Source organism: Eubacterium sp. AM46-8 (assembly GCF_003466705.1).
Taxonomy (GTDB): domain Bacteria; phylum Bacillota; class Clostridia; order Lachnospirales; family Lachnospiraceae; genus Lachnospira.
Map to the genome: position 1 here is coordinate 54,060 of NZ_QSEU01000001.1, position 12,151 is coordinate 66,210.

11 protein-coding genes and 1 pseudogene are annotated in these 12,151 nt (G+C 37.0%); 1 reads left to right on the top strand and 11 read right to left on the bottom strand.

What is annotated here, in order from left to right; genetic code table 11:
- Nucleotides 1–55 precede the first annotated feature (55 nt).
- The 7 genes and pseudogenes from DW963_RS00295 to rimO form a co-directional block, all read right to left on the bottom strand.
- Entirely contained in the window at nt 56–1,342 is a 1,287-nt protein-coding gene (locus DW963_RS00295) for an aspartate aminotransferase type Ic (protein WP_117913563.1), read from the bottom strand.
- Nucleotides 1,343–1,535: 193 nt separating this feature from the next.
- Nucleotides 1,536–3,032 (bottom strand): ribonuclease Y, encoded by a 1,497-nt coding sequence (gene rny, locus DW963_RS00300; protein ID WP_502694392.1) that lies wholly within the window; start codon nt 3,030–3,032, stop codon nt 1,536–1,538.
- Nucleotides 3,033–3,145: 113 nt separating this feature from the next.
- Nucleotides 3,146–3,799, bottom strand: a complete 654-nt coding sequence (locus DW963_RS00305; protein WP_117913408.1) for a regulatory protein RecX — start codon at nt 3,797–3,799, stop codon at nt 3,146–3,148.
- Between the two features lie 14 nt (nt 3,800–3,813).
- Nucleotides 3,814–4,884 carry a recombinase RecA gene (gene recA, locus DW963_RS00310; RefSeq protein ID WP_012739356.1) on the bottom strand — a complete coding sequence of 357 codons (1,071 nt, stop codon included), beginning with the start codon at nt 4,882–4,884 and terminating at the stop codon, nt 3,814–3,816.
- 404 nt (nt 4,885–5,288) lie between these two features.
- Nucleotides 5,289–5,776: pseudogene (locus DW963_RS00315) on the bottom strand (CinA family protein).
- Between the two features lie 2 nt (nt 5,777–5,778).
- Nucleotides 5,779–6,321: a CDP-diacylglycerol--glycerol-3-phosphate 3-phosphatidyltransferase gene (gene pgsA / locus DW963_RS00320; protein WP_117913409.1), complete on the bottom strand. Its 543-nt coding sequence runs from the start codon at nt 6,319–6,321 to the stop codon at nt 5,779–5,781.
- Nucleotides 6,322–7,653, bottom strand: a complete 1,332-nt coding sequence (gene rimO, locus DW963_RS00325; RefSeq protein ID WP_117913564.1) for a 30S ribosomal protein S12 methylthiotransferase RimO — start codon at nt 7,651–7,653, stop codon at nt 6,322–6,324.
- A gap of 173 nt (nt 7,654–7,826) precedes the next feature.
- Between rimO and DW963_RS00330 the strand changes: the two genes are divergently transcribed.
- The gene (locus DW963_RS00330; protein ID WP_502694391.1) at nt 7,827–8,594 is read left to right on the top strand and encodes an ECF transporter S component; all 768 of its coding nucleotides are present in this window, start codon (nt 7,827–7,829) and stop codon (nt 8,592–8,594) included.
- A gap of 260 nt (nt 8,595–8,854) precedes the next feature.
- Here the strand turns inward: DW963_RS00330 and rlmD are convergent, their stop codons facing one another.
- The 4 genes from rlmD to DW963_RS00350 form a co-directional block, all read right to left on the bottom strand.
- Nucleotides 8,855–10,024, bottom strand: a complete 1,170-nt coding sequence (gene rlmD, locus DW963_RS00335) for a 23S rRNA (uracil(1939)-C(5))-methyltransferase RlmD (protein WP_117913410.1) — start codon at nt 10,022–10,024, stop codon at nt 8,855–8,857.
- 100 nt (nt 10,025–10,124) lie between these two features.
- Nucleotides 10,125–10,505 (bottom strand): DNA-directed RNA polymerase subunit omega, encoded by a 381-nt coding sequence (gene rpoZ / locus DW963_RS00340; protein ID WP_070099699.1) that lies wholly within the window; start codon nt 10,503–10,505, stop codon nt 10,125–10,127.
- Nucleotides 10,506–10,509: 4 nt separating this feature from the next.
- A complete protein-coding gene (gmk, locus tag DW963_RS00345; protein WP_012739363.1) occupies nt 10,510–11,139 on the bottom strand; it encodes a guanylate kinase in 630 nt (209 codons plus the stop codon).
- A 104-nt stretch (nt 11,140–11,243) separates the two neighbouring features.
- A complete protein-coding gene (locus DW963_RS00350; RefSeq protein ID WP_117913411.1) occupies nt 11,244–12,122 on the bottom strand; it encodes a YicC/YloC family endoribonuclease in 879 nt (292 codons plus the stop codon).
- Between the last annotated feature and the right edge of the window lie 29 nt (nt 12,123–12,151).

The following is a 12,151-nucleotide window of genomic DNA, read 5'->3' on the forward strand; positions in this document are numbered from 1 at the left end:
TTATTAAATAAGCTTGCTTATAAAAAGCAAGCTTATATTAATTATATTCATTTAATTATTTGTTTTCAAGTAACTTTTCTACACTTACAAGCTTAACACAGAGAACAAAAAGATCAGCAGCCTGCTTCATCTCTTCTGGAGTTGGGAATGATGGGGCAATTCTTATATTGGAATCCTTAGGGTCCTTTCCATAAGGGAATGTTGCGCCTGCACCTGTAAGCTTAACACCTGCTTCTTTACATTTTGCAACTATTGCCTTGGCACATCCATCCATAGCTTCAAATGATATAAAATATCCACCCTTAGGCTCTGTCCATGAACCAATTCCAAGTCCGCCAAGTTCTTCTTCAAGAACACTTTCAACAGCCTCAAACTTAGGTCTCATGAACTCAGCATGCTTTCTCATATGTTCCTTAAGTCCGTTGATATCCTTAAAGAATCTCACATGTCTTAACTGATTAAGCTTATCATGTCCGATTGTCTGGATTGTAAGCTGCTTCTTGATATCTGCAATATTATTAGCAGATGTAGCAAGTGCTGCAATACCTGAACCTGGGAAGCTCACCTTAGAAGTTGAAGCAAACTCAAATACCATATCTTGGTTACCAGCTTTCTCACATTCACTGATGATATCAGCTATCTCATCCTTATTGTCATCATATAAATCATGGATAACATAAGCGTTATCCCAGAAAATTCTGAAATCTTCAGCAGCTGGCTTAAGTGCAGCCATTCTCTTAACTGTTTCTTCAGAATATGTATATCCCTGAGGATTAGAATACTTTGGAACGCACCAGATACCCTTTACAGAAGCATCCTTGCTTACATATTCTTCTACCATGCCCATATCTGGACCAGACTCTGACATTGGAATGTTAATCATCTCAATTCCAAATCTTTCTGTAATTGCAAAATGTCTGTCATATCCAGGAACTGGACATAAGAACTTAACCTTATCAAGCTTGCACCATGGAGTATTACCAAGAATACCGTGTGTGTATGCTCTCGAAATCTGGTCATACATAATATTAAGACTTGCGTTTCCATACACAATAACATGATCTGGTGTTGTTCCCATCATATCTGCCATAAGCTTCTTTGCTTCTGGAATACCATCTAAAACACCATAATTTCTGCAATCTGTTCCATCTAAAGCCTTAAGGTCTGATGAACTATTGATTGTATCAAGAAGTCCTAATGAAACATCAAGCTGCTTAGCTGATGGCTTACCTCTTGACATATCTAACGCAAGTCCCTTTGCCTTAGCTTCTGCATACTCTTTGTTCAAGCTTTCCTTTAAAGCTAAAAGCTCTTCTTTACTCATATCATTGTACTGCATAATCTTCCTCCTAATCAGCATATAATCAACATGCTCTATTCTACAATGTATAATTCATAATTGCAAATATTTTTAAAAATAACTTAATATTTTAAAACATCTCTCTAAAATGCTTAATTATATTAAGTGTATTAAAATCAAAAAAGGCTGTCACATAACGAATTAACATTATGTAACAGCCTTGGTTTATGTTAGTTTACTTTGCGTAATCTACAGCTCTTGACTCTCTGACAATACTAACCTTGATCTGACCAGGATATTCCATCTGATCCTCAATCTGCTTAGAAATGTCACGAGCCATGATTACCATATCTGAATCACTAACGACTTCAGGAACTACCATAACACGAACCTCTCTACCTGCTTGAATGGCAAAGGATTTCTCAACTCCCTTGAATGAGTTGGTAATATCTTCTAATTGTTTCAGTCTGTTTGTATAAGTTTCTAACGTTTCTCTTCTTGCACCAGGTCTTGCAGCTGAAATTGTATCAGCAGCCTGTACAAGACAAGCAATTAAGCTTTCTGGCTCAACGTCTCCATGATGTGCTTCTACTGCATTAATAACAAGAGCTGATTCTTTATATCTTCTACAAAGATCAACACCTAACTGAATATGTGAGCCTTCCATCTCGTGGTCAACAGCTTTACCAATATCATGTAATAAACCAGCACGCTTAGCCATCTTAACATCAAGTCCTAACTCTCCAGCTAAGAGACCTGTAAGCTGTGCTACTTCAATAGAATGCTTTAAAACATTCTGTCCATAACTTGTTCTGAATCTTAACTTACCTAAGAGTCTTACAAGCTCTGGATGGATACCATGTACACCAACCTCAAGGGTTGCAGCTTCACCTTCTTCTTTAATTAATGTCTCGACTTCTTTCTGAGCTTTCTCAACCATCTCCTCAATTCTTGCCGGATGAATTCTTCCATCAAGTATGAGCTTCTCAAGAGCGATTCTTGCAACCTCTCTTCTTACCGGATCAAAGCCCGACAAAACTACAGCCTCAGGTGTATCATCAATGATAAGTTCAACACCTGTAAGTGTTTCAAGAGTTCTGATATTTCTACCCTCTCTACCAATAATACGGCCTTTCATTTCGTCATTAGGAAGCTGAACTACTGATATTGTTGTTTCAGCCACATGGTCTGCGGCGCATCTCTGAATTGCATTAACAACAATTTCCTTAGCCTTCTTGTCTGCTTCCTCTTTCGCTCTGCTTTCTAATGTCTTAATCATTACAGCAGTATCATGTTTAACTTCGTCTTCAACAGTCTTTAATAGATATTCTTTTGCCTGTTCGGAGGTCAATCCTGAGATTCGTTCAAGTTCCTGCTGTCTCTTCTTCTCAAGTTCTTCAACCTTTTGCTTCTGTTTACCAAGTTCTTCTTCTTTCCTGGTAATGTTAGAGTCGCGTTTCTCTACAGCCTCAATCTTTCTGTCAAGTGTCTCTTCTTTTGAAAGAACTCTCTTTTCATACTTGCTTATCTCAGCTCGTCTTTCCTTAGTTTCCTTCTCAAGTTCGTTCTTAGTCTTTAAAGACTCTTCCTTGACTTCCAAAAGAGCTTCCTTTTTCTTGGTTTCAGCTGTCTTAAGAGCTTCATCTATTATCTCTCTTGCTTTCTCATTGGCATTACCGATTGTTGCATCGTTACGCTTGTTGATTGCATTAGACGAGATAAACCAAGTAATAGGAGCGACTATCACTAAAGTAGCAATAATTGCGATTACTATTGGAATCAACGCAGGAGCACCTCCTTATTTAGTTTTCATTGTACAAAAAATACAACAATCTAATATTATACTCAATTGTCGATTATGTCAAGGAAAAGCCCCTTAGAATCCAATGTTTTATTAATAATATCCATACTGAATCCTCTGCGATATAATGCAGCTTTGACCTTCTGAAGCTCTTTATAATCAGCGTTCTCTATATCTATATGTTTCTTTTCAACAAATGCCTTTGCCTGTTCTAATTCTATATCACAGTTATCCGCATAAAATTCGTCACAAACTCTGCTGATAATATCTGCATCAACGCCTTTCTGCTTTAACTTAAGTTCAATCTGTCTTCTTGGCTTATTACCTGCCTTAAAATTAACATAATTCTCTGCAAAACGCTCATCATTAATATATCCAAACCTGGTTACATACTCTAATGCATAATCTATACACATATCAGGATAATATCCATCTCTAAGCTTGTCCTCTAAACCTTTTCTTGTATAATCCTTATTCTTAAGCAATGCCATCGCTCTTACCGTTGCACGCTTAGATAACACATCATCTATCAGAGAATCATATGCTTCTTTCCTGACAGACTCTCCATCCTTAATTCCAAACTTTCTTAATTCTGCTGCATATAAAGCAAATGCAGGCTCATAATTAATATATACAAGCCTGCGTTTCTTAGTAAGTTCTTTAATGGATGTGACAATAAGTTCAATATTATCTTCCATAACCCACCTTAATATTACTCTTCTGTATCTGCTTTCTTCTTAGCCTTAGTCTGCTTAGCATCATCAGATGCTTCTGCTTCCTTAACACCGTCCACAATTCCGTAGTGTTCTCTTACTCTTCTGTCAACTTCTTCTCTTATCTCTGGATTATCAAGAAGGAACTGCTTAGCGTTCTCTCGTCCCTGTCCAATCTTATTGCCCTCATATGAGAACCATGCTCCACTCTTCTGGATAATACCTGCATTAGAAGCAAGATCAACAAGATCTCCTTCTGTAGATATACCTTTTCCAAAAAGAATATCAAACTCTGCTTCTCTGAATGGAGGGGCAACCTTATTCTTAACAATCTTGACTCTGGTTCTGTTACCAATAACCTCACCATTCTGCTTAAGTGTCTCAATCTTTCTTACATCAAGTCTTACAGAAGAATAGAACTTAAGTGCACGACCACCTGTAGTTGTCTCCGGATTTCCAAACATAACACCAACCTTTTCACGAAGCTGGTTGATAAATATAACAACGCAGTTATTCTTGCTTACAACAGGTGTAAGCTTTCTTAATGCCTGTGACATAAGTCTTGCCTGAAGACCTACATGTGAATCGCCCATATCACCATCAATCTCTGCTTTAGGAACAAGAGCTGCAACTGAATCGACAATTACAATATCGACTGCACCAGATCTTACCATAGTCTCTGTAATCTCAAGTGCCTGCTCGCCACTGTCAGGCTGCGAAATATATAAATTATCAATATCAACACCAATATTCTTAGCATATACAGGATCCAGAGCATGCTCTGCATCAATAAAACCTGCAATACCGCCTCTCTTCTGTACTTCAGCAACCATATGAAGTGCAACTGTTGTCTTACCACTTGATTCAGGTCCATATATCTCTACAACTCTTCCTTTAGGAACTCCACCGATTCCCAAAGCGATATCCAGACTTAAAGAACCTGTAGGAATACATTCAACATTAAGATTAGCTGTTGATTCCCCAAGCTTCATTACAGAGCCCTTACCAAACTGTTTCTCAATATTAGAAATTGCCGCATCAAGGGCTTTCATCTTATCTTCATTAACCATACCTTAAACTCTCCTTTTGAACATGTGTTCGTTTTCTAAATAATATCTTATTATGCCTGCATTGTCAAGAACCTTTCGAACATTTATTCGTTATGTTTGTTTGTATACTGGAATAGTAAAAATATATCATATTATATATATTTTGTAAACATCTATTTATATTATTATATGTCAATATAATATTTTATACATAAGTTCAGCAACATTTTTTTAACTTGCAGTACCTGTCGAATGATAGTTGCATCAATTCATCGTAATATTTAATCCGATATCGTTATAAAACCCACTCTAATCCCAGCAAAAAAGACCTACTCAAGCCATCTTTCAAGCTTAATAGTAGGTCTTCAACGCCATAGCAAATAATATAGTAAATAATATAATAAAACTAATAATTACAATAATCTCTACCTGTTAGTCTTAATTATATCAAGAACAAACTTAAGTGCTTCCTTCGTAGACTGACACCTTATCGTGTGCCTGTCGCCTGACAAATCACATTCTTTAACATGTGTCTCACCCTTATAGCAACATCCAATATACACAAGTCCAACAGGCTTGTCATCTTCTCTTGAAGGTCCTGCAACACCTGTTACAGAAACACTGATATCTGCCTTAGATATTCTTACTGCTCCTTCTGCCATCTGGCAGCAGTTTCAGCACTTACAGCTTTATACTTCTCAAGAGTCTCATGCTTAACTCCAAGAATACGTTCCTTCGCCTCATTACTATATGTAATATAGCCCTCTTTAAAAATGTCTGAAGCACCGCTTATATTAACTATAGACGAAGCAACCATGCCGCCTGTGCATGACTCAGCTGTAGTTATAGTCAGGGATTTGTTCTTTAATGTCTCAACAAGAGCCTTATCAAGACAGCCGAGATAATCAACCATTATTATTTACCCGAACCTTCCAGAAAAACTTTATAATTCTTTGCAATATAATCAATAAGAGAAATCACTGTCAATCCTAATGATATATATATGAGAACAGTATTAATAATATTCATAAATGGTACATTAAGATTAAGAACAAGCATAATAATTGTAATCATCTGAAATGCTGTCTTGAACTTTCCCCAATAGCTTGCAGCTATAACAACACCATTATCTGATGCAACAAGTCTGAATCCGCTAATAATAAATTCTCTTGCAATTATAATAATAACAATCCATGCTGCAATTCTTTCAAGGTCAACAAGAGCAATAAGTGCAGAGCATACTAAAAGCTTATCTGCAAGTGGATCCATAAATTTTCCGAAGTTAGTAACAAGATTATACTTTCTTGCAATCTTACCATCTAAAAGGTCTGTTAAGCTTGCAAGAATAAATATTCCTACTGCAATATATTTGCCACATCCAATGTTAAGATACAGACATATCAGAAACAAAGGAATCATAATAACTCTTGCAATTGTAAGTTTGTTAGGTAAATTCATTTAAACATTTTCCTCCATTATTCCCATTAAATCATATTCAGTTGAACCGGTAATCTTTACAGATACGAAATCTCCTGACATAAGTTCCCTGTCACATTCAAAGAACACCATTCCATCAACATTAGGTGCATCCTTGTACGAACGTCCGACATAAGTATTGTCCTCTGCAATATAGCCTTCAACCATAACATCAATAGTCTTTCCAACCATTTGTGCTGACTTGTCAATAGATATTTCCTGTTGCAGAGCCATAAGCTCGTCTCTCCACGTATCCATTATATCCTGGTCAATCTGGTCCGGCATTGTTGCAGCCGGGGTATCCTCTTCCCTTGAATAAGTAAATACTCCAAGTCTGTCGAACTCAACTTCATCAATAAATTCCATAACCTCTTCATGGTCAGCCTGTGTCTCTCCCGGGAAGCCGGCAATAAGAGTTGTTCTTAATGCAATGTCCGGAATCTCTTTTCTCAGCTTCGCAACAATATCAAGAAGCTCCTGCTTATCTGTCTTTCTTCCCATACGCTTTAATACATTATCACTTGCATGCTGGATTGGCATATCAAGATAATGACAGACTTTAGGCTCATTCTTAATAGCCTCGATAAGCTCATCATTAATCTCTTCCGGATAACAGTACTGAATTCTTATCCATTTGAGGCCTTCAATCTTGGCAAGCTCATGTATAAGCATTGGAAGTGATTTCTTTCCGTAAATGTCTGTTCCATAAAGAGTTGTCTCCTGTGCTACAAGTATAAGCTCTTTTGCTCCATTGTGTACAAGGTGCTTTGCCTGCTCCACAAGATACTCAACAGGATAACTTCTGAAATTGCCACGAACCTTAGGAATTATGCAGTATGTACAATGCTTATCGCATCCTTCCGCTATCTTAAGGTACTCAAAATATCCCGGCGTAGTAATAATTCTCTTTTCTTTAACAATAGGAAGTCTGTTGGCATCATCAACGACATTAAAGCCCTTACCTTCAAGCACTGAAGTAACAACCTCTGCAATCTTGTCATAAGAAGTTGTTCCTAAAAATGCATCAACTTCTGGAATTTCCTTAATAATCTCATCCTTATATCTGTGAGCAAGACACCCTGTAACAATAAGTGCCTTACACACAGCATCTTCCTTGTGCTGTGCCATCTCAAGTATCGTGTTGATACTCTCCTGCTTGGCATCACCAATAAAACAGCATGTATTGACAACAATAACATCTGCCTGTGTTTCATCATCTGTAAACTCAAAGCCCTTATCGTTAAGGATTCCAAGCATATTCTCTGTATCTACAAGGTTTTTATCACAACCTAAAGATGCAAACATAATCTTCATATACTGCATTACCTCCTGCATAGTACTCCTCATTGTAACACATTTTTTGCAAATGTAAACATATCCCTTACATAATCTGACCATATAAAACATTATCAAACTGGCACTTTTAATAAGCCCTGAATTGTACTATTCTTTGCTGAAAATATGAATCAAAGGAGAAAAAGATAATTATGAAAGACAAAAAAACAGGTTTAATCCAGACATTAATTGGTGCTATTATTCTTGTGATCGGTATTGTGTTATGTGTCAACACATACATAGTAAAAGGTAATAAAGCATACGCATTTTCACTTCTTGTAACAATCCTTGGCATTGTTATTCTTATTGCCGGATTATACAGAACATTTTCAAAGAAAGAGAGAAAGCCTGTAGACGCAAAGGTAATTGCACAGGCTGCTTTGTGTGCCGCACTCTGCTATGTTGGTGCAACATTTATAAAGATAGACATTCCTGTTGGAACAGAAAGAACCATGTTCCACTTTGGTAATGTATTCTGCGTTCTTGCAGCTTTACTTATCGGTGGCGAATGGGGTGGTCTTGCCGGAGCAATCGGCATGACAATAAGTGATTTGTCAACAGCCTATGTAACAAGCGCTCCTAAGACATTTATTCTTAAGTTATGTATCGGTCTTATCGTTGGTTTTGTAGCACATAAGCTCTTCCAACTTTCTAAGGAACATTCTGCAAAATATGTTACTGTTGCTACTGTTGTATCAAGCATATGCGGTATGGCATTCAATATTGTTGCTGACCCTGTAGTCGGATATTTCTATAAGACATACCTTCTTGGTGTGCCTCAGGACCTTGCCAAAGCACTTGCTAAAATAGGTGCGATAACCACATCTGTTAATGCAGTTATCGCCGTTATAGTTGCTTCAATCATATATCTTGCATTAAGACCAGCTATGAAAAAGCTGAATATGTTGAGAGATTTATAAAATATTTTTCGCCGCGTTGCTTTTCCTGCAGGGCGGCGGTTAAATTTCTATATTTGCATTTATATTTTAAATTTCAATTGACTTTTATCTATGATTATAGTATTTTTATAAAAAAATGGTTTTTCACTGGGTAGGGATTATTCCTGACAGGACTTGCTCGTTTCTTTTTTATTTCTAAAAAACAGGTATATTTCAACCTGTTCTTTCCATACTTATTATATTAAATTGCTATATATCCAATCTTACCTTAATTTCATAACCTAAGCTTTTCGGGACAATAAAATCACATTTTCCACATGCTCCGTATGCGGGAACAAATCAAATGGCTGACATGCAGTCACCTTATATCCACCCTTCACAAGTACATTAATATTCCTTGCCTGTGTATCAGGTCCGCATGAAATGTACACAATCCTGTCTGGTTTAATCTTAAGAAGAGAATTAAGGAATTCCGGTGTGCTTCCACTTCTTGGCGGATCCATGATAACAACATCTGCCTTTGCATTTTTCGCATACTCAACAAGGAAATCTCCTGCGTCAGCATTAACAAATGTGACATTCTTTATATTGTTAATTGAAGCATTTATCTTAGCATCTGATACAGCTTCTGAATTAAGCTCAACTCCTATAACTTTGCCAGCCTTTTTTGATGCGACTATTCCAATAGTACCAATTCCGCAATATGCATCAATTACAGTGTCATTTTTTGATATATCAGCAAGCTGGATTGCCTTTTTGTACAGCTTTTCAGTCTGCTGGTGGTTAATCTGATAGAATGATGTCGGGCTTATTCTGAATCTGCAGCCACACAACACATCCTCGATATAACCTTTTCCCTTAAGAACAATATTTCTCTTTCCAAGCACCATGCTTGTATGTCTGTCGTTAATATTCTGCACAATCGTAGTGATTTCAGGATGCTTCTCACATAATACCTTGAGAAAATTATTCTTTGATGGAAATGCAACTCCTGCTGTTACAATAACAAGCATAATCTCCTTTGTAGAAAATCCTTTTCTTAAAAGAATGTGGCGAATCAGCCCCTTTCCTGAATCCTCGTCATATGGCTGATATTTAAATGAAGCTATAAGGCCTTTAATATCCTTAATAATGTCTGTACACTGCGAATCTTCAATCATACAATCTGAAGTGTCAACTATTCTGTGGCTGTTTTCCTCGTAAGTTCCTGCTATTACATTCCTTGAATCATCAAGTCCCACAACTGCATGAACTTTATTGCGGTAATGTATCGGTCTGTACATTCCAACAATATCATCAACTTTTACATATCCGCCAAAAAGTTCTTCAATGTACTTCTGCTTAACTGCAAGCTCATTGTCGTATTTCATTCCGGCATAATCACAACCACCACATTTTTCCGAAAATGCGCAGTGAATCCGTCTTTCTTTCTCGTCATATCTATTCGTCATAATAATTTAACTCCTCATCGCTACCAATTTGCCACATATTGCAAATCACAAAAGGCAACCGCCCATACAAGCAGTTGCCCTTAACATCAGTCTTTGTTAATTATAATGAAGTATTCTCGTCTGTACTTCCAAGAATCTTAACCTTACCTTCGTAGAATTCTTTAACTGCGATTGATAATGGCTTGTCTTTCTCTGAACATCTTACAAGAGGAGTTCCAACCTGAAGCTTTCTCTCATCTTCCTTAGAGATTCTCTTCTCCTCAACCTTATCCTTGTCCTTTTCTTTCTCTTTTTCCTTGTTGCTTGCTTCAATTCTTGCCTTGGCAATCTTCTCCTCAACGCTTCTTGCATCGATGATTTCCTTAGCTCTGTTAGCAGTTGCCTTAACAATTGAATATCTGCTCTGTACTAAAGGCTGCTCGCCCTCTTCAACCTCACTGTTAATTACAGCCATTAATTCAGTATACGATGGATGTATCATTATATTATTCTCCTTTCGAATAAACCTTTAATTCTTCTTTAATATTATTAATCAGTCCAAGATTATACTTAGCTTTCATCTTCTCAGATAACACAATATCATGAATACGGCCGACACATAAATCGACTTCATCATTGATAACTATGTAATCATAATCCTCAACACCTTCTGCTTCCTCTGCTGCTCTTGAAAGACGGGCTTTAATTGTCGCCTCATCTTCTGTTCCTCTGCCACGGAGTCTCTTTTCAAGTTCTGCCGCTGACGGTGGTGTTATAAACATAAGCACTGCATCCGGAAACATTCTCTTGATATTCATGGCACCCTGTATTTCAATCTCAAGAATAACATTGTTGCCCTTATCAAGCTGTTCTTCAACATATGCCTTTGGTGTTCCGTAATAATTGCCAACATACTGTGCATGCTCTATTAAAGCATCTTCAGCAATCATCTTCTCGAATTCTTCTACAGTCTTAAAGAAATATTCTCTTCCATCAGCTTCGCCTTCTCTTGGCTTTCTTGTTGTAGCTGATATAGAAAGTGAATACTCGTCATGAAGCTCTAAAAGTCGCTTCATAACAGTTCCTTTTCCTGCACCAGAAAATCCTGAAATAACTAATAATAGTCCTTTGCTCATATAATTACCTCATTCTGCACATAAAGTGCACAAGTTATTATACCTAACAAGCCCGAAACAATCAAGTAAATTTAATCAAAACCTATTAAAAATATATTGAAAGCCTACTCAATGTTCTGAATCTGCTCTCTTACCTTCTCAATCTCAGTCTTTAAGTCAATAGCTGCATTAGATATCTCAATGTCATTAGCCTTAGAAAGAGTTGTGTTAGCCTCTCTGTTCATCTCCTGTGCAATGAAATCCATCTTTCTTCCAATGCCGCCTTCCTCGTTAAGACATTTTCTTGCATGCTCGATATGGCTTCTTAATCTTACAGTTTCTTCGTCAACACATATCTTGTCTGCGTATATAATAACCTCTGTTGCGATTCTGCTCTCATCAATAGTTGTATCGCCAAGAAGTTCTTTAACCTTACTCTCTAACTTGCTACGGTATTCCTTCATAATCTCAGGACTTCTCTTTTCAACAAATGCAACAAGCTCCTCCATGTGGTCTAACTTTCCTAAAAGATCTTTCTTAAGATTCTCACCTTCAAGAATTCTTGTATTAACAAACTGTTCTAAGGCTGCCTTCATAGCTTCCTCTATAAAATGCCACAGCTCCTCTTCGTCTTCCTGCACTTCATCCATTGTGATAACCTCTGGAAATCTGGCAAGACCTCCAACAGTCATATCATTTTTAAGATTGTATTTTTCGGACATATTATTAAATATAGCCATATATTCATCAGCTATATTCTGGTTGAACTTAAGATTAACCTGACTTTCTGAATCATCCTCATAATTAATAAATATATCAATCTTGCCTCTTGTTGCATACTTCTTAAGTAAATCTCTCATTCTGCTCTCGAATACATTAAGCTTCTTAGGCATCTTGATACCTGCTTCAAGATATCTGTGATTAACTGACTTAATCTCAACTGAAATCTTTCTGTTACCTTTAACTATTTCACTCCGGCCAAAGCCTGTCATACTTTTAATCATTGTTTCTATCCTTCCATTCGCATATAATG

Coding starts and splice junctions, on each gene's coding strand:
- pgsA (WP_117913409.1), bottom strand. CDS start 6,321: ATGAATTTACCTAACAAACTTACAATTGCAAGAGTTATTATGATTCCT.
- DW963_RS00330 (WP_502694391.1), top strand. CDS start 7,827: ATGAAAGACAAAAAAACAGGTTTAATCCAGACATTAATTGGTGCTATT.
- rpoZ (WP_070099699.1), bottom strand. CDS start 10,505: ATGATACATCCATCGTATACTGAATTAATGGCTGTAATTAACAGTGAG.
- DW963_RS00305 (WP_117913408.1), bottom strand. CDS start 3,799: ATGGAAGATAATATTGAACTTATTGTCACATCCATTAAAGAACTTACT.
- rlmD (WP_117913410.1), bottom strand. CDS start 10,024: ATGACGAATAGATATGACGAGAAAGAAAGACGGATTCACTGCGCATTT.
- DW963_RS00350 (WP_117913411.1), bottom strand. CDS start 12,122: ATGATTAAAAGTATGACAGGCTTTGGCCGGAGTGAAATAGTTAAAGGT.
- recA (WP_012739356.1), bottom strand. CDS start 4,884: ATGGTTAATGAAGATAAGATGAAAGCCCTTGATGCGGCAATTTCTAAT.
- gmk (WP_012739363.1), bottom strand. CDS start 11,139: ATGAGCAAAGGACTATTATTAGTTATTTCAGGATTTTCTGGTGCAGGA.
- rimO (WP_117913564.1), bottom strand. CDS start 7,653: ATGAAGATTATGTTTGCATCTTTAGGTTGTGATAAAAACCTTGTAGAT.